Here is a 16,571-nt window from a genome sequence, read left to right on the forward strand (position 1 = left end):
CTTTTACGTCGCGATCCGAACCGGAAATCACTCGCGCTGCACCGCCCTTACTTCAACAATTCGCCATGCAGGCCCCCACTTTCGCAATCGCCGCGTCGCGCTGCGCCGAGCTTGCACGCGTCGCGCCGGTGAGATACGTGGCCACCAGGATGGGCGCACGCCCGGTTGGCCAGACGATGGCGATATCGTTAGCGGTGCCTCTGTCGCCGGTGCCGGTCTTGTCGCCCACGCGCCATTCTTTCGGCAAGCCCGCGCGCAAGCGTGCGTCGCCGGTCTCGTTGGCGACGAGCCACGCGATGAGTTGTTCGCGCGACGCCGCCGAAAGACGCTCACCGAGCAGCAGCTCGTGCAGGTTCGCGACCATCGCGGCAGGCGTGGTCGTATCGCGCGGGTCGCCGGGTATCGCTTCGTTGAGGCTCGTCTCATTGCGGTCGAGCCGCGTGAGCGGGTCGCCCAGGCCGCGTGCGAATGCGGTGATCGCCGACGGCCCGCCAACGCTCTCGAGCAGCAGATTGGCCGCCGTGTTGTCGCTGCGCGTGAGCGCGGCTTCGCACAATTCGGCAACCGTCATGCCTTCGCCACCCGCGCGCGATCCGCTAACGGGCGAATACGACACGACCTGCGCGGGCGAATAGACGACCCTGCGTGCGAGGTCTTCTTCGCCATGATCCTTGCGCGCCATCACAGCCGATGCGAGCAGCAGCTTGAACGTGCTGCACATCGGAAAGCGCTCGTGCATGCGCCGTCCCCGCACGTGAGCGCTTGCGGTGTCGAGCATCGCCACGCCGAGCCGGCCGCCAACCTGCGCCTCGATGGCGGCGAGCTGCTTTTCGAACGCATCGGCGCGTGCCGCGCCCGCGGCGAATGCCTCAGATGCAACTCCAGCTATCGCACTTCCCAACATCGTCATGGTGAATCTACGTCTCGTGATCATGGCTTCTCCTTGAGCAGCCGCCACTATTGCGTATTCGCCACGCACCGACAAACGATGATAAGTTGCTCGAAACCCCAGAAAATCTTATTGCTCGATCATGCGACCGTATCTGCCTCTCAATGCCTTGCGCGCCTTCGAATCGTCGGCACGCCACCTGAGCTTCACACGCGCGGCGAGCGAGCTGAACGTCACTCAGGCGGCGGTGAGCCAGCAGGTGAGAATGCTCGAGGAGCGTCTAGGCGCAACGCTTTTCAAGCGTTTGCCGCGAGGCCTTGCGATCACGGACGAAGGCCTGGCGCTGCGCCCCGTGCTCACCGATGCGTTCGATCGCATCGAGGCCGTGCTGCGGCAGTTCGAGGGCGGCCACTTTCATGAGGTGCTGACCGTGGGAGTCGTGGGCACTTTCGCGGTAGGCTGGCTGATGCCGCGCCTGAAGTCGTTTCACGAGGCGCATCCGTTCGTCGAGTTGCGCATCATGACGAACAACAATCTGGTCGATCTCGCCGGAGAAGGCCTCGACCTGGCCATACGCTTTGGCGACGGCACCTGGCCGGGTTCGCGCGCGAGGAAGCTGTTCGACGCGCCGCTTAGCGCGCTCTGCACACCCGACATCGCGCAGCGCCTGCATACGTGCGCCGATCTCGCCAGCGAAAAGCTGCTGCGCTCGTATCGCGCGGACGACTGGACACTCTGGTTCGAAGCGGCCGGACTCGTGCCGCGCCCGGTGCGCGGGCCGGTGTTCGATTCGTCGCGGCTCATGGTGGAAGCGGCGATGCAAGGCGCGGGCATCGCGCTGGCCCCGGCTTCGATGTTCGAACGCGATCTCGCCGCGGGCCGCCTCGTGCGGCCATTCGATATCGAGGTCCAGGCGGGCAGCTACTGGCTCACGTCGCAAAAGGGAAAAACGGCAACACCGGCCATGCGCGTGTTCAGTCAATGGATCGTGAAAGAAGCCGGCGGCGGCGAGGAATCGTGAATCCGGTCGATTCCGGCAGGCAACGCGCTCGATAGCGTTCGCGCACTTTCTGAAACAGCGGCCGACGACAGGCGACGAACCGCAAAGGCCCTTTCGGTTTGCCTGAAACGGAACGACGCTACACTAACCGACACCCGCAGACTCCCCGGACGAGGTACTCGCCATGCCAGCCTCCCTTGCCCATCGCTCGGCTGCCCTGCTGTGCCTGCTCTTGTGCATCCTGTCCGGATTGGGCGGCTGTGCGGGAATGGGGCAGGAGCCGCTGCGCGTCAATGTAGCGGGCATCGACCCGCTGAAGGGCGAAGGGATGGAGATGCGCTTCAACGTGAAGCTGCGCGTCCAGAATCCCAACGACACGCCAGTCGAGTTCAGCGGAGTTTCGCTGCAACTGGATCTGAACGGGCAGTCCTTCGCCAGCGGCGTCAGCGATCAGAGCGGCGTAGTGCCCCGCTTCGGCGAAACGGTGATCGACGTGCCGCTGACCGTTCCGGCGTTTGCCGCCGTGCGCCAGGCGTTCGCCCTCGCGGGCAGCGCGAGTTCGGGCAGTTTCCCGTACGAGCTTCGCGGGCGCCTCGCAGGCGGAATCGGGGGCGGCGCCCGCTTCGTCGACCATGGCAAACTCTCGCTGCCCACACAAAGCCTGATGGGCCCGTGACCGCTTGCCGGTTTGCCACGCCCCTGCGGCAACTCACCGCAGGCTGAATGTAGCGGATAGTACGTTGCCGACAAGGACACGCGACGTACACTTATGCATCGCCGATGCCTCCCGCCGGAAAGCCGCCGTGCCCATCCCCTACCTTCGCAGTTTCACCTCGATCGAACGGACTGACCGAACCAACCTCAGGCTCGGCCGCGCGCTGGCCTGGATCGCCGGCGCCACGAATGCGGGCGGCTTTCTCGCTGTCGGGCAATACACGTCGCACATGTCCGGCATTGTTTCGTCCCTGGCCGACAACGTCGCGCTCGGCAATTCCGGGCTCGCGCTCTCCGCGCTCAGCGCCATCCTGGCCTTTGCGTGCGGCGCGGCGACTTCAGCCATCTTGATCAACTGGGGACGCCGCCGCGGCGCGCTCAGCGTCTACGCCGTGCCGCTGCTGCTCGAAGCCGCCCTGCTGCTGTGCTTCGCCGCGCTCGGCGCGAATCTCGAGGTGCATCGCCTTCTGTTCGTGCCGGTCACCGTCGCGCTGCTCTGTTACGTCATGGGCGTACAGAACGCCATGATCACGAAAATTTCGCAAGCCGAGATCCGGACGACGCATGTAACCGGCATCGTGACGGATCTGGGCATCGAACTCGGCAAGGCGCTGTACTGGAACTGGGGCGTGCCGACCTCGGCCGCGCACCACGTTGCCGCGGACATGCAGCGCGTGCGCGTGCTGGCATCGCTGCTCGGCATGTTCGTCTTCGGCGGTATAGTGGGCGCCCTTGCCTTCCGGCATTTCGGATTCGCATCGGGGGTGCCGTTGTCGATGCTGCTCGTCGTCCTGGCCGGCGTCCCGGTCACCGACGATCTACGGCGCCTGCCGCTACGCGAGCTGGGATGAGCGGATTGCAGGGTCACACCACGCGTATTCGAAAACAAACATAAAAGCGCCGTGCACGCGAAACGTGCATGCGCCGAAAAATCCCCATTTTAAAGGCGTTAAAACGCAAACGCGGCATCGCCTATGTGCGCCAGGCAACAAGGGCGATTGACGCGCTGGTGGAAATCACCCATATTTTCCTCACGCGGCGGCGCTCGGTCCAGCCCCGCCGCTCTCGTGCGCATGCAGATCGTGAGTTCCGCGCGGCCTGGCCGATCGCTTCAACGACGATTCTGAGCATGCCGAAATGGCATCGCCATACCGGTGGGACGAAGACATGTCCGCTCAGATTAATCGCGACCAGAGGTTCCCCGCTGCATGCAAGCGCTGCGGCGGCGTGCTCTACCAGCACGTCGATTACTGCCCTTACTGTGGCACCGACCGTCCGCTCGACACCGTTGCGCTCGGCACGCACCCCAAAGCGACATTCAGCGCTCTCGGTCCCGCTGCCGCGGCGCCTCCCGTGCCTGCGGCCGCGAAGCTGTGGCCGGCCGGCTTGCCCCCATCCGATGAAGCGCCAGCGACGCCCGACCACCAGCATGCCTCGTCTCTCTCGCACGCGTTGCCGCTCCCGCAGGTTCGGCGATGGATTTTCCCGAGGGGCGTTTTCCTTGTCGGTTTCCTTCTCGCTATCGCGTATGGCGTCTATATGTTGTTCGGCATGAACCGCGAGCGGCAGGGCACGGTTAGCGAACAAACCCTGCACGCTTCGGGCGGCTCCGTTTCGCCCTACTCGCCGCAACAACAGATGGACGTGACGCCCCCTAATGCCCAAACGGGAGTGCAACCCGGCGCGTCCAAACCGCGCGCCGAGCCGCAGTTCACGGATGTGGCGGATAGCTTGCGTGTCGCGCGCACCAGCCTTGCGGAAAATAATCTCTTCGACGCGAAAGCGGCGGTCAATGCCGCGCTCACGCGGGACGCGGGCAACGAGGAGGCACGCGCGGTACAACGCGACATCGCGGCGCGCGAGCAACGGCGTGACAGCGCGCTGCAAAACGCGGAACAATGTGCGACGCAGCGTGCTTGGGCCTGCGTGCAGCAACAGGCTTCGGAGGCGCTCGCCATCGATTCCAGCAGCGTCGATGCGCGGTCGATGATGGAGCGCGCCATCCTGGCGACGGCCTGGAAGCCGCTCAATCCACCGCCCAGTTCGCCCAGCTTGCCAGGGTCAACGAAACACGCGCGAGGGGCTGCGGCGGCGCCATTGCCGCACGCTGCGGGCACCGTGCGGCTGCCTTCCTCTCAAGATTGGGAATCAGCCACGCCACCGCCGCTGCCGGACGTAACGAACGCGACAAGCGCCACGACCACCACGACCGCCACGACGAACACTGCCCCGGCTACGCCAGGGGAGGTCAGCAACGACAACGGCGTCGACGCGCAAGAACGGGCGATCGTGCAAAACGGATGGAAGCCCACCGCGCCGCCCGGCGTCGCCCATTGAGCAGGATTCCATAACATAACGATGTCTTCCCTAACACCCATTCAAGGCGGGAGAGAGACCATGTTGAAAACGATTCTGGCAGCGCTCACCGGGCTCGGCGCCCTGCTTTTCGCGACGCTCGCCGTCGCCGCATCGGCGGATGCGCACTACAGGATCGTGACCGGCCCGGAGCGCGGCACTTACATCCAGATCGGCCAGGACCTGGCGAAATGGGTTGCGCAGCCGGCCGGCATCGACCTCGAAGTGATTCCATCCAAAGGCTCCGCGGAAAACGTCCAGCGCATGCGCTTCGAGCCCGGCGTCAAGCTGGCGCTCGTTCAGTCGGATGTCTACCAGGCCTACGTCGATATGGCCAATGCCGGCAACGAAGATGCAGGCACGACGATTCGTCCGCTGCGGCTCATCATGCCGCTCTACGACGAGGAGATTTACTTTGTCGTCCGAAGCGACTCGCCGATGAAATCGATCAATGAGATCAAGGACAAGGTGATCAGCGTCGGCCTGATCGGCAGCGGTACTGCGCAATCGGCAACGACGCTGTACCGTCTGATGTTCGGCGAGCCGATTCCCGAGCAGAACGCGCAGCACCTCAGCAATGAAGACGCGCTTGCTGCGCTCATCGTCAAGAAGATCGACGTGGCGATTGTCGTGGCCGGTCAGCCGGCGAAGCTCTTCACCGACATGAACCCCGATCTGTTGCAGCAGATCCGCTTTTTACGCGTCGATCCGAACGCCCCTGAAACCGCGCGCGCGAAGCAAACCTACTTCCCCGCGACGATACATGTTTCGAGCTACCCCAACTGGCTGAAAGAGGACGTGCCCACATGGACGGTCAAGGCGTTTCTCGTCACCTATGACTACAATCTGCGCGGTACGGTGGGCAACCTGAAACGTTTTGCCGATTCGCTTTGCGAGAACTTTGACAACTTGCAGGAACACGGCCACCCGAAATGGAAGCAGGTGAAACTCGAACTGCCCGCCCTCGGCAAAGGATGGCAATACTATCCGCCTGTCGAGCGGCGACTCAAGGCATGCTTCGCACATCGTGCCGCCATGCAGACGGCCGGAGGCTCGGCCACGCCGCAAGGCGCCGCCGCCACGCAGAAAATCAATGGACGCCCGTGCTCGGATCAGGAGCGCCTGCTGTTGCTTTGCGGCAAGTAGTTCCGCCTGCGCAATTCGAAAAGGAGTCCGACGCAATGCTCAACTATCCCGCCGCCTATCAGTCGACGAAAGGCTCCGCGCTCGACGTAAACAAGCCCTTCTACCGGCGCATCGCCGAAGAGCAAGACCAGCGCGAGCTGATCGAATCGATCGTCGTGCCGATACGATCGGGGCAAGCCTGGACGGTACCCGCGGGTCACGTGTTCCGCATCGTGACCATCGAGGGCCCGCAAGTCGCCGACCTGAACCTCTGGAACCGGCACGATCCACGCGAGCGCATGTGGGCTTCTCGCACACGCCAGCTCCAGCAAGCGCACGTGAGCACATTCGACCGCCTGTGGTCCACGCTGCCGTTCCTGCGTCCGCTCGTCACCATCACCGACGACAGCCTCGCGAACTACGGCGTCGACGAGCACGGCGGCCGCGTCCACGACCTGCTCGGCACGCGCTGCGATCCGTATGTCAACCGCATGCTGACGGGCGAGGACTTCCATTTCCACTGCCACTCCAATCTCACGCGCGCGATCGCACCCTACGGTCTCACCGAATACGACGTGCACGACGTGCTCAACGTATTCCAGTGCACCGGCCTGAATCTGGAGGACAAGTACTTCATGAAGGCGTGCCCGGCGAAAAAGGGCGACTATCTCGAGTTTTTCGCCGAGATCGACTTGCTCTGCGCACTTTCGACCTGCCCTGGCGGAGACCTCTCGCTGCCGATGTGGGGACCCGACGCACGCGACCCGCTGGAGGTCTGCCGGCCGCTCGGCATCGAGGTCTACCGGCTTGCGCCCGCTTTGCTTGCGGGCTGGTCCTCGCCTGCCGTCGCCGAATATCGCGGACTGCACGGCATGACGTTGCAGCAGCCCGACTGGAAGCGAGGTTGTTGAAACGGGAGAGCGCCAGCTGTTCGAGCGACGCATGGCGTGCAGGGCCATGCGTCCACAGGTTGCGTGTTCATATGACGCGACCGTGTGCGCCGTGATAACGGCGAAGCGGATTGCGCTTAATGCTTGTCGGTCTTCTTCGGCTTGGGCGGCGATTCGACCTTCGCGTACTGGAATGCGGGCGTAGCCTTGAGGGCTTCCTTGGTGGCGCCGGGCAGGTAGAGATTGCCCTGACGCACGTCGAGCGACGCGATCGGCACAGCGACGTCGTGAGAGCCGACGCCGAGGAATCCGCCAGCCGAAACGATGGCCGCGGAAACCGAACCGTCCGGCGCCACGATCAGATCACGCACCGTGCCGATCTTCACGTTCTCGTCGTTATAGACGGGCTTGCCGAGCACGCTCTTCTTCACGCTCCAGCCTTCGAGCAGCGCCTGCGACTGCTCGACGGTAACGCTCAGGGGCTGCGAGCCTGCAATCTGCGCATTCGCGCTGGCACTAGCCGCCACGGCGCCAAACGCGGCCACGGTCAATATTGTCTTGCGGAAAAGCATCGTGTTTCGCTCCTCTATTCGGGTTGGTTCGGCCTGCGGTTCACTGCGGCGCGAGTGCGAAACCGCAGGCGGAACGCCATGTTAGCCGGTATGGCGCCGCTATGCGCTCAAGGTGGTTGGCGAGTGCGGAATCGCGAATTAGAACGAAGCGCACCTTGGAGTGCGCCTGCGCCGTCCGCAAAATGCTCAAGGTGCTACGGGGAGGGCGTTGGCTTAAGCGTCAGCGCGACACACTGCGCCACGTCCTTCGTGACTCGCGTCGCCGTTGCCTCGTTGTATGCCAGGGTCGTGCCGCGTTGAATGCTGGGGTTGCTGTACGAAGGGCGCCGGGTTGAAGATCGAGTACGTCAAGCAATTGATCAATCGACTGATTCGTCAAGGCTGCGTAATACGAGTGATGCCCCTGGGCAAGCTTTTCTCTGCCTTGTCTTTCGAAAGCGCCAAATGCATCCTCTTCCATATTGATGGCCATTCGCGAAGCCGAGCCACGAGAACAGCCCCTATGGCTTACTGACCGCTGCCGGTGTCGGTCGTGTCGTTACTTTCTTTTGACTTTGGGAGTCCCGACTCGACATTTGCCTTTCCAACATCACCATAGCCCGAATTTGCCAATGGTGGTGCCGTTTGCGCATCGCGCGTCATCTGTGCAGTGAGCGCTCTGTCTTCCGCGTCACCCTGCTCTGCATTGGCTAACGGCGCCACAACGGCGAGGACCAACAACAATGCAAGCACTTTCATAATGGCCTCCAATGCGATGTTTGGTCATACTTATTTTTATGATCTCGGTTTTAACTGCAACCCGGCACGTTAAGGCTAGCCGCCTCCGAAAGACACTGCCTCCATCGTTCGATGGAGATAACGAATCCGCTGAATATCATACGACACGAACACTGAGCGGCCAAATGCCGCCTTGCGACACATGGCGGCGACGACTCAACGCGATCGTTGAATTTGCGAGGGTCTGCCCTATCATGGTTTGAGCGTCGCATGTCATTCGGTGAGAAGTCATGGCACTCACACGGCGGCCCGGATGACTGATGACGATGCGTCGGCGGGGCCGCATTCACAGCGCCGACATTCCGTGAATAAACTGCTCCGCACATCGAGAACGGAGGTTCTTCATGAAATTCATCGTTCAGTGGCAAGGGCAACCAGCAGCGCAACAGGCCGCAATTGAGCGCTTCATGCAATCCGGCGGCAGGCCGCCGGAAAACGTCACGTTACTCGGTCGCTGGCATGCGGTCGGTGAATTGAAGGGCGTTGCGATCGTCGAAGTGAACGACACGACCGCGCTCGGAGAATTGATGCTCGAGTGGGGCGATTTATTCACGATGTCCGCAACACCCGCTGCTACCGATGAGGAACTGGGCGCCATCCTCGCCGCCCGGCAATCGCAATCGAAGTAACAATTCCCGCAAATGGTCCCTGCTAGTCAATGGAGCGCGGGGACTATTTCCCCTGAGTGCTTCTGCCGACGCAGGCGCCGGATCGTGCGGGCTACGGTGAGTGCGCGAGACAAGGCTGGAATTGCGCTCACACGTGCTGCAGGATTTTGCTTTTGATTCCGTCAGTAATCCGGAACTCCTTGAGCCGAATGATTCATTCGGTAAGGCCATCAAGGCGCAAGGCCTCGCTGCAAGGCGGCAATAGACGGAGAGGGGTGAAGCTGTCCCCCGCCGCTCAGGGGTGCATTCAGCGCGCTGGGCACGCGCAGGCCCGCCGCGTCAGTTTACGAGGCGGCCGGTGCGCACTGCTCGCAAAGCCCGAAAACGACAAGACTCGAATGCGTATAACGAAAGCGCTTGCTCGCTGCGATGGCGGCGTGCTGTTCCTCGAGCGCGGGCTCGTCGATATCGACGACGGTCTTGCAACTCTCGCACACGAGGTGCGCGTGTGGAACGCCGCGGCCAAGCTCGTACACCACACGCGTTTCGCCCACCCAGGTGCTGGCCAGCAGCGATGATTCCATGAGCTGTGCAAGCGCGCGATACACGCTCGCCAGGCTGCATTGCTCCACGTCCTTCGCGATCCTGCGAAAAACCTGATCGGCGGTCAGGTGTTCGTGCGGAGCATCATGGAATACTTTCAGCACGGCCACGCGGCTTGACGTTGGGCGCAGGCGCGCGCTCTTCAGTTCAGAATAGACCGTTCTCATAGGAAAAACGCGTCGGCAAAGCCGACAGTTTCCGCGTCGGATGCTTAAGGTTTCCTTATGTCGAGGACGACAGGCGCCCCGGCGGCGGATCGGCGTCTGATTGCTGCATTGCCATATAGACCGGGAGACGTCCGGGACCGGCTCTGGATCCGGACTTTATTTCAATCCGCAGACAGGAAAGCCGATGGAGCGGGAATCGCTTGCGGACCCCACGCCCACTGTTCTGTTCGGCGCGTTCGACCGGCACAACTTCGGCGACCTGCTGATCGCGCAGGTAGTCGCACGCATGCTGCCGCGCCGAGAGCTGCTCTTCGCCGGCCTCGCCACGCGCGATCCGCACGGCGACGGCGGACCGGCCACCGTCGCGCTCGCGCGTATCGCGACATTTGCACGCGGCCGCGCCGTCAACGTGATTCACGTCGGCGGGGAGCTATTGACCTGTAACGCGTGGGAAGCCGCCGTCATGCTCGCTCCAGCGCAGCGCGTGCAGGCGCTCATCGAAGAGGAAGGCAAATGGTTGCACGACACGCGTACATGGGCACGAAGGCATGTCGGCGTGGCCTCGCTCGCGCCTTATGCGCTCTCGAAGTCCGCGTTGGCGGGTGTGCGTGTGCAGCATCTCTCGTTCAATGCGGTGGGCGGCGTCGATCTCGATGTACGCGACACGGCGTTGCGTGCGGATGTGCTGGCCGCGCTGCAAACTGCCGACACCATCACCGTACGCGAGCGGCTAACCCTGGCGCGGCTCGCTGAAATGGGCGTCAACGCCCGCCTCATCCCCGACCCCGCCGTGATGACCGCCGCCTTGTTCGGCGCGACCATACGCCGTCACGCCGCAAACGAGGCGATGCGTAAAGTGCGGGAAGCGTTCCCGCACGGTTACGCGGCGGTGCAATTCAGCGCCGACTTCGGCGACGACGCGACGCTCGACACGTTGGCCGTCCAGCTCGAGCGTGTCGCGCAGGCGCTCGGCATGGGCATTGTGCTGTTTCGCGCAGGCGCCGCGCCGTGGCACGATGACGTCGAGGTGTACGAGCGCCTGGCGGGACGCTTGCGTGTGGCGACGGCCCGCGTGTTCGCTTCGCTGAACCTCTGGGACATTTGCGCGCTGATCGCGGGGAGCCGGGCTTACTGCGGCAGCAGTCTGCATGGACGCATTGTGGCGATGGCCTATGCGTTACCACGCGTCAACATCAGCCATCCTGATCATTTCGGATCGTCACGCAAGCTCGCGGCGTACGCGGCGACCTGGGAGGCAGCGGGGCTCGCCGGGACGGTGCCTCTCGATGGGCTTGCCCATGCGGTTGATCGTGCGATGGCCGCCGATTTCGAGACGCTGCGGAACACGGCGCTCGAACTCGCGCGGCGGTATCGGGCCGGTTTCCTGCTTCACTCCTCAGTTTGAATTCACTGGCCCCGGCACTGAAAGCAGCGCCGCATTGCCAGGGTTAGTGATAAATCGCAGTCGATTCAAGAGGCCTCGTTTCACGCCTGGCCGCCTCCCTCGGGACGCACCGCCCGGGACGCCGCGTCAGAAGCTATGCCGGATGCCCGCCATGATCCCCAGTTGCCCCGCCCCCGGCGCGGGCGTTGTACCGCCGCCGCCCTGGCTTACCGTGTAGGCCGCCTTCGCGCTGTTCCACAAATACGCGCCCTGCAGATAAACGGCTGAGCGCTTCGAGAGCTGATACGTGCTGCGCAGCGCCGCAATCGTGCCGCGCGTATCGTGGTCGCTGTTAACGATGCGGTACACGCCGCCATCGACGATAAAGGCAGCCGTCACCGGATATTGCGCCGTGAGGTAGAACTGATCCGAATGCACATTGGGCGTTTCGGCCAAAACCGTATCGACACGCCTTCCCAGCCAGCCTCCGCCAATGCGCAGCGCCCCGATATGGCCATAGCCGTTGAGCTGGATGCGCACATCGGTATCACCCGGGTTGGTAAACGCGAAGGTCGGCGTGCCGTCGTACAGGTTCGCCGCCGCCCCGGGGCCGCCGCGCTGCTCATCATAGGCAGCCGCCACGCCATAGCCGTTGCGGTCATATTTCAGCATCGCCGACCATTCGCGGCACGACTGCGAACTGCCCGGCACCGGCCCGGCGCAGGTGCCCTGGCCCGGTGAATTGCCGGTTCCGGCCGAATCGCGCCCGAACGACCACGTTGCGCCGAGCGTGAAGCCGGCGTAGCTGCCCTTGTAAACGATGGTGTTGTCACTACGCGAACTCGGCAGGTACTGGTCGAACGAAGCGGTGCCGCCGTAGATGTCGGGGCCGAGCAGGTCGGCGTCGGCGATCGCCCAGAACGTCATCGTGTACTGGCGCCCGAACGTCAGGTTGCCATAGGGGCTGCTCAGGCCCACCCACGCCTGGCGCCCGAACAGGCGACCGCCCTGGTTCAAGGTTCCGCCGCGCATATTGAAACCGCTCTCCAGCGCGAAGATGGTCGACAAGCCGCCGCCCAGGTCCTCACTGCCACGCACGCCCCAGCGCGAAGGCATTTCGCCGGTGATGCCGGGCATGCGGACCACACTGTCGCCCGCTGCGTTCGCGTGCGAGACATATTCGATGCCGGTGTCCACGATGCCGTACAGCGTCACGCTGCTCTGCGCGAACGCCGATGCGCTCAGGCCGGCGAACGCCAGCCCTGCTGCGATCCGAAGTTTCATGATCTCCAGGGTCTCCTGATATGCCGGTCTTGCGGGTTCGCCGCCAGCCGGACGTTGTTGTCGATTGGGCGCGTTTCGGCCGACGTGGGGCCACGCCGCCGCTAGCGCGTCATTCTTTAGGACTCTTGATTGAATGGATCCGGCAGCCGGAGGAATCGATGCGGCCGCTTGCCTGTCAGGAGCTGGCCGCCCGGGAAGGGCCGCCCGGGAAGCCGCACGTGCCGCGGCGGCCTCCCGGGCGCTCAGCCACTCAACCCCGTCGCTGCGCCACGCCCTTCGGGATATGGCGGCCGACCACGGCAAGCGCAACCAGCACCACCACCATCGCAGCGCCGAGCATGGCGAGATAGCCCGCCGCACCGCCCGCGGTGATGACCGCGGCACCCGCAAAGGCGCTCAGGATCGCGCCCACGCGGCCGAAGGCCAGCGCGGAGGCCGTGCCGGTGGCGCGGACGCTGGTCGGGTAGACGTAGGCGCAGAGCGCGTACATGGTGGACTGCACTGCGTTGACGAACAGTCCGTGCAGGCCGAGCCCGGTAATCAGCCAGCCGGTGTGCTGGGTCGCCCCCACGCCGAGCATCATCCAGGCGCTCGCCGCGCCGCCGGCGCAGCACAGCAGCAGCGGCCCGCGCGAGCCGAAGCGCGTAATGGCTAGCGCGCATAGCAGCGCGCCGATCACGCCGCCCAGGTTGTACGCGCTCAGTCCATAGCCGGCCAGCGAAACGCTCAGCCCTTCGCTCGTCAGCATGGTGGGCAGCCAGCTAAACGCGCTGTACACGGCGAGCAGGCACATGAAGAACGCCCACCAGATCGCCACGGTGTCGCGCGCGCGACCGTCGCGAAAGAGCGCGCTAAAGCCCACGTGCTTTTCGGCGCTTTGCTCGCGCGCGTCCGTGAAATTCGCATGGGAGGCGACCTCGCGCCCCATGCGGCCGAGCAGCCGCACGAGTTCCGGCCACCGCTGCGGGCGACGCGCGAGAAAGCGCGGCGATTCGGGCAGCGCCACGAGCAGCAGGAGCGCCAGCACGAGCGGCAGCACACCGCCCACGACGAACAGCCCGCGCCAGCCATAGGCCGGCAGCACTTGCGCCGCGAAGAGGCCGGCCAGCATGCCGCCGAGCGGCACGCACACGATCGTCGCCGTCACCGCAAAGGTGCGCAGGCGCGCGGGCGTGAATTCGGCCGTCAGCGTGGTCGAACTGGGCAACGCGCCGCCAATGCCAAGACCGGCGATGAAACGCAGCGCGGCAATGGCCGCGACGTTGGGCGCAAGTCCGATTGCGCAGGTTGCCGTGCCGAACACGAGCACGCTGCCCACCACGGCCCAGCGGCGCCCGAAACGGTCCGCAAACAAGCCCGCGAACGCGCTGCCGATGCCCATGCCGATCAGCCCCGCTGCCACCACAGGCGCAAACGCATTGCGCGTAATGCCCCACTCCTTGATGAGCACCGGGATCGCAAAGCCGATCAACTGGCTGTCGAAGCCGTCGACGACGATCGACAAGGCCGCCAGCACCACGGCGATTTTCTGCAACGTGGCGTAAGGGCCTTCGTCGAGCGTGCGGCCGATATCGACAGTGCTGCCGGTGACGGCGGCCGGTTCGAGCGGCGTCGCCCCCGAAGCGGGGGCGGGCGTGGCGTAATTCATGAAGCGTCTCCTTTGCTGCGTTGTCAGTGTGCAGTCATTTGTTTGTAGTCATGTCGCAAAGTATGCGCGGCGCGTACGTCTACGGGCATTTCCGTTTCGCGCAAAAGTCAGGATGTATCGGCATGACTTCGTGATTCATCTGGAGTCCTTTGCATCGATGAGGCGCACGAGGTGCAACAGCGTTTCAGTGTGCGGCACCGCAATGGCCCGCAGGCGAGCAGCCTCCACCACCGCGCCGTTGATGGCCTCAATTTCGGTCTTGCGCCCCGCCAGCACGTCCTGGAGCATCGAAGGACGATGTACGCGGTGATGCGCGAGCGCATGCCGCACGTTGTCGGCTATGTGCGACTCGTTTACGGCCACGCCATGCGCATGCGCCACCGCTGCGACCTCCACGACAATCTTGAGCGCGAGCGCCTCGCCGTCCGCCACGTTCGTGAGTTCGCCAACCGTGCAGCCCGCCACCGCGCACAGGCTGTTGAGCGCCGCGTTGAACGCAACCTTCTCCCAGATCGCGGCCCACACGTCAGCGTCGGCCGTGCAGGCGAGGCCCGCCTCGTTGAGCGCCTCGACCGTGCGCGAAAGCATCGGCGAGCCCGCACCGTCCGCGCTCATCAAGCGGATCACGCCCGTGCCGTGCGAACTCACGCGACCAGGACCGTTCTTGTCGGCGGGCCACGTCGTCACACCGATCATCACGCGCGCGGGGTCCGCAAACTGCGCGAGACGCTCCGCGTTGCCCAGCCCGTTCTGCAGCGAAAGCAGCGCGGTTTGCGGCGCGAGCACCGTGCGCGCCGCTCCGAGCGCTGCCTGCGTGTGCAGCGTCTTGGTGAAGACGATCAGGAGGTCCGCTGGCTGCGTCGCCGCCTCGGGCCGCATCGCCGCGAGATTCGTGACGATGCGCTCGCCCGCGTCGGTCGCGAGCTGCAGGCCGTTCTCGTTGATCGCACGCAGATGGGCTTCGTCGACGTCGAGCAGTGTGACGCGATGACCCGCTTCGGCCAGCAACCCGCCGAAGAGCGAGCCCATCGCGCCCGCGCCGAGGATGGCGATATGCATGGCGCGACCTCAGAGCGGATAGTGACGCGGTGCGGTCTGGATCGTGATCCAGCGCAGCTCGGTGAATTCGGCAATGCCCGCCTTGCCGCCAAAGCGCCCAAAGCCGCTTTCCTTCACGCCGCCAAACGGCATTTGTGCCTCGTCGTGCACGGTCGGACCGTTGATGTGACAAATGCCCGATTCGATACGCTGCGCGACTCCCCATGCGCGCGCCGTATCGCGGCTGAACACCGCCGAGGAAAGCCCGTACGCGTTGTCGTTCGCACATGCCACGGCGGCATCCTCGCTGCGCACGCGCACGATGCCCTTCACGGGGCCGAACGACTCGTCGTGATAGATGCGCATTTCCGGCGTGATGTGGTCGAGCAGCGTGGCCGGCATCAGTGTGCTTTCCGCCTTGCCGCCGCAGACGAGCTTCGCGCCTTTGGCGAGCGCGTCGTCGATCAGCGCGTTGCAGCGCTCGACGGTGCTCATGTCCACCACCGAGCCGAGCACCACCGGTCCCTTGCGCGGGTCGCCGAGCGGCAACGCGCGTGCCCGCTCGCCAAGACGCGCGACGAAGGCGTCGGCAATGCTTTCGTCGACGATGATGCGCTCCGTAGACATGCAGATCTGCCCGGAATTGGCGAACGCGCCGAATGCGGCCGCATGTGCCGCCGCTTCGATGTCGGCGTCGTCGAGCACGACGAGGGGTGCCTTGCCGCCCAGTTCGAGCACCGAGGGCTTGAGATAACGCGCACACGTTTCGGCGATGATGCGGCCCACGCGCGTGGAGCCGGTGAAGTTCACGCGGCGCACCTTCGGATGGGCGATCATGGCTTCGACCACCTGTGCGGCGTCCGCGGGCGCGTTGGTTACGAAATTCACGGTGCCGCGCGGCAAGCCCGCCTCCTGCATGGCCGCGATAATCAGGCCGTGCGTGGCCGGGCAGATTTCCGACCCCTTGAGCACGACGGTGTTGCCGCAAGCGAGCGGCAGCGCGATGGCGCGCACCGCGAGAATCACGGGCGCATTCCACGGCGCGATGCCGAGCACGACGCCAGCTGCCTGGCGCACGCCCATGGCGAGGCTGCCGGGCACATCGGAGGGGATCAGTTCGCCGCCGATCTGCGTGGTGAGCGCCGCGGCCTCGATCAGCCCCGCTGCGGCGAGATGCACGTTGAAGCCCGCCCAGATGCCCGACGCGCCGGTTTCAGCGGCCATCGCCGCGGCGAATGCCTCGGCTTTCGCTTCGAGCGCATGCGCGGCCTTCGTGAGGAGTGCGCGGCGCTCGCCGGGTCCCATGGCCGACCAGACTGGGAACGCGGCCGCAGCAGCGTCGACTGCCGACACGCCGTCTTGAACCGTGGCCGCCGGTGCGCGGCTCGCCACCGTCCCATCGAGCGGGTTGCGGCGCTCGAACGTCGCGCCGTTGCGTGCCTGCACTGCTTCGCCGTCAATCAGCATGGATACGGTTTGCATGTCCTGTTCACTCCCTGATCTCAGTCAATTGGTTG

16 protein-coding genes are annotated in these 16,571 nt (G+C 64.5%); 8 read left to right on the forward strand and 8 right to left on the reverse strand.

Features of this window, described 5'->3' with window-relative positions; genetic code table 11:
* Positions 1 to 52: 52 nt before the first annotated feature.
* Positions 53 to 934: a class A beta-lactamase gene (bla, locus tag BMI01S_RS18360; protein ID WP_028231142.1), complete on the reverse strand. Its 882-nt coding sequence runs from the start codon at positions 932 to 934 to the stop codon at positions 53 to 55.
* Between the two features lie 97 nt (positions 935 to 1,031).
* Here bla and BMI01S_RS18365 point away from each other — a divergent pair, with 97 nt between their 5' ends.
* The 6 genes from BMI01S_RS18365 to BMI01S_RS18390 all read left to right on the forward strand — a co-directional run bounded on the left by BMI01S_RS18365 (position 1,032) and on the right by BMI01S_RS18390 (position 6,994).
* Positions 1,032 to 1,910, forward strand: a complete 879-nt coding sequence (locus BMI01S_RS18365) for a LysR family transcriptional regulator (protein WP_028231143.1) — start codon at positions 1,032 to 1,034, stop codon at positions 1,908 to 1,910.
* Positions 1,911 to 2,073: 163 nt separating this feature from the next.
* A complete protein-coding gene (locus tag BMI01S_RS18370) occupies positions 2,074 to 2,565 on the forward strand; it encodes an LEA/WHy family protein (RefSeq protein WP_028212279.1) in 492 nt (163 codons plus the stop codon).
* 127 nt (positions 2,566 to 2,692) lie between these two features.
* A complete protein-coding gene (locus BMI01S_RS18375; protein WP_028212280.1) occupies positions 2,693 to 3,454 on the forward strand; it encodes a YoaK family protein in 762 nt (253 codons plus the stop codon).
* Positions 3,455 to 4,142: 688 nt separating this feature from the next.
* Positions 4,143 to 4,940 (forward strand): hypothetical protein, encoded by a 798-nt coding sequence (locus BMI01S_RS18380; RefSeq protein WP_154671264.1) that lies wholly within the window; start codon positions 4,143 to 4,145, stop codon positions 4,938 to 4,940.
* Positions 4,941 to 5,000: 60 nt separating this feature from the next.
* Entirely contained in the window at positions 5,001 to 6,104 is a 1,104-nt protein-coding gene (locus tag BMI01S_RS18385) for a TAXI family TRAP transporter solute-binding subunit (protein ID WP_028212282.1), read from the forward strand.
* Positions 6,105 to 6,139: 35 nt separating this feature from the next.
* The gene (locus tag BMI01S_RS18390; RefSeq protein WP_028212283.1) at positions 6,140 to 6,994 is read left to right on the forward strand and encodes an urea carboxylase-associated family protein; all 855 of its coding nucleotides are present in this window, start codon (positions 6,140 to 6,142) and stop codon (positions 6,992 to 6,994) included.
* A 116-nt stretch (positions 6,995 to 7,110) separates the two neighbouring features.
* On the opposite strand, the gene BMI01S_RS18395 is transcribed toward BMI01S_RS18390, so the two are convergent.
* Both BMI01S_RS18395 and BMI01S_RS40900 read right to left on the reverse strand, forming a co-directional pair.
* Positions 7,111 to 7,545, reverse strand: a complete 435-nt coding sequence (locus BMI01S_RS18395; RefSeq protein ID WP_028212284.1) for a PRC-barrel domain-containing protein — start codon at positions 7,543 to 7,545, stop codon at positions 7,111 to 7,113.
* A gap of 507 nt (positions 7,546 to 8,052) precedes the next feature.
* A complete protein-coding gene (locus BMI01S_RS40900) occupies positions 8,053 to 8,283 on the reverse strand; it encodes a hypothetical protein (RefSeq protein ID WP_154671265.1) in 231 nt (76 codons plus the stop codon).
* Between the two features lie 383 nt (positions 8,284 to 8,666).
* Between BMI01S_RS40900 and BMI01S_RS18400 the strand changes: the two genes are divergently transcribed.
* Entirely contained in the window at positions 8,667 to 8,951 is a 285-nt protein-coding gene (locus tag BMI01S_RS18400) for a DUF3303 domain-containing protein (protein ID WP_028212285.1), read from the forward strand.
* Between the two features lie 323 nt (positions 8,952 to 9,274).
* Here the strand turns inward: BMI01S_RS18400 and BMI01S_RS18405 are convergent, their stop codons facing one another.
* Positions 9,275 to 9,700, reverse strand: coding sequence for a Fur family transcriptional regulator (locus BMI01S_RS18405; protein ID WP_028212286.1), 426 nt, complete (start codon positions 9,698 to 9,700; stop codon positions 9,275 to 9,277).
* 184 nt (positions 9,701 to 9,884) lie between these two features.
* On the opposite strand from BMI01S_RS18405, the gene BMI01S_RS18410 reads away from it, so the two are divergent.
* The gene (locus BMI01S_RS18410) at positions 9,885 to 11,105 is read left to right on the forward strand and encodes a polysaccharide pyruvyl transferase family protein (protein ID WP_028231144.1); all 1,221 of its coding nucleotides are present in this window, start codon (positions 9,885 to 9,887) and stop codon (positions 11,103 to 11,105) included.
* Positions 11,106 to 11,231: 126 nt separating this feature from the next.
* On the opposite strand, the gene BMI01S_RS18415 is transcribed toward BMI01S_RS18410, so the two are convergent.
* The 4 genes from BMI01S_RS18415 to BMI01S_RS18430 all read right to left on the reverse strand — a co-directional run bounded on the left by BMI01S_RS18415 (position 11,232) and on the right by BMI01S_RS18430 (position 16,536).
* Positions 11,232 to 12,368, reverse strand: a complete 1,137-nt coding sequence (locus BMI01S_RS18415) for a porin (RefSeq protein WP_028231145.1) — start codon at positions 12,366 to 12,368, stop codon at positions 11,232 to 11,234.
* 250 nt (positions 12,369 to 12,618) lie between these two features.
* Positions 12,619 to 14,016, reverse strand: coding sequence for an MFS transporter (locus BMI01S_RS18420; protein WP_036045079.1), 1,398 nt, complete (start codon positions 14,014 to 14,016; stop codon positions 12,619 to 12,621).
* 135 nt (positions 14,017 to 14,151) lie between these two features.
* Positions 14,152 to 15,075, reverse strand: coding sequence for a ketopantoate reductase family protein (locus BMI01S_RS18425; RefSeq protein ID WP_028231147.1), 924 nt, complete (start codon positions 15,073 to 15,075; stop codon positions 14,152 to 14,154).
* 9 nt (positions 15,076 to 15,084) lie between these two features.
* Positions 15,085 to 16,536 carry an aldehyde dehydrogenase gene (locus BMI01S_RS18430; RefSeq protein ID WP_028231148.1) on the reverse strand — a complete coding sequence of 484 codons (1,452 nt, stop codon included), beginning with the start codon at positions 16,534 to 16,536 and terminating at the stop codon, positions 15,085 to 15,087.
* Between the last annotated feature and the right edge of the window lie 35 nt (positions 16,537 to 16,571).

It is taken from the genome of Paraburkholderia mimosarum LMG 23256 = NBRC 106338, from assembly GCF_000739815.1.
GTDB lineage: Bacteria > Pseudomonadota > Gammaproteobacteria > Burkholderiales > Burkholderiaceae > Paraburkholderia > Paraburkholderia mimosarum.

Excerpts from the sequence above, each read along its gene's own strand:
- bla (WP_028231142.1), bottom strand. The coding sequence starts at position 934 with ATGATCACGAGACGTAGATTCACCATGACGATGTTGGGAAGTGCGATA.
- BMI01S_RS18365 (WP_028231143.1), top strand. The coding sequence starts at position 1,032 with ATGCGACCGTATCTGCCTCTCAATGCCTTGCGCGCCTTCGAATCGTCG.
- BMI01S_RS18370 (WP_028212279.1), top strand. The coding sequence starts at position 2,074 with ATGCCAGCCTCCCTTGCCCATCGCTCGGCTGCCCTGCTGTGCCTGCTC.
- BMI01S_RS18380 (WP_154671264.1), top strand. The coding sequence starts at position 4,143 with ATGTTGTTCGGCATGAACCGCGAGCGGCAGGGCACGGTTAGCGAACAA.
- BMI01S_RS18385 (WP_028212282.1), top strand. The coding sequence starts at position 5,001 with ATGTTGAAAACGATTCTGGCAGCGCTCACCGGGCTCGGCGCCCTGCTT.
- BMI01S_RS18390 (WP_028212283.1), top strand. The coding sequence starts at position 6,140 with ATGCTCAACTATCCCGCCGCCTATCAGTCGACGAAAGGCTCCGCGCTC.
- BMI01S_RS18395 (WP_028212284.1), bottom strand. The coding sequence starts at position 7,545 with ATGCTTTTCCGCAAGACAATATTGACCGTGGCCGCGTTTGGCGCCGTG.
- BMI01S_RS40900 (WP_154671265.1), bottom strand. The coding sequence starts at position 8,283 with ATGAAAGTGCTTGCATTGTTGTTGGTCCTCGCCGTTGTGGCGCCGTTA.
- BMI01S_RS18400 (WP_028212285.1), top strand. The coding sequence starts at position 8,667 with ATGAAATTCATCGTTCAGTGGCAAGGGCAACCAGCAGCGCAACAGGCC.
- BMI01S_RS18405 (WP_028212286.1), bottom strand. The coding sequence starts at position 9,700 with ATGAGAACGGTCTATTCTGAACTGAAGAGCGCGCGCCTGCGCCCAACG.
- BMI01S_RS18410 (WP_028231144.1), top strand. The coding sequence starts at position 9,885 with ATGGAGCGGGAATCGCTTGCGGACCCCACGCCCACTGTTCTGTTCGGC.
- BMI01S_RS18415 (WP_028231145.1), bottom strand. The coding sequence starts at position 12,368 with ATGAAACTTCGGATCGCAGCAGGGCTGGCGTTCGCCGGCCTGAGCGCA.
- BMI01S_RS18420 (WP_036045079.1), bottom strand. The coding sequence starts at position 14,016 with ATGAATTACGCCACGCCCGCCCCCGCTTCGGGGGCGACGCCGCTCGAA.
- BMI01S_RS18425 (WP_028231147.1), bottom strand. The coding sequence starts at position 15,075 with ATGCATATCGCCATCCTCGGCGCGGGCGCGATGGGCTCGCTCTTCGGC.
- BMI01S_RS18430 (WP_028231148.1), bottom strand. The coding sequence starts at position 16,536 with ATGCAAACCGTATCCATGCTGATTGACGGCGAAGCAGTGCAGGCACGC.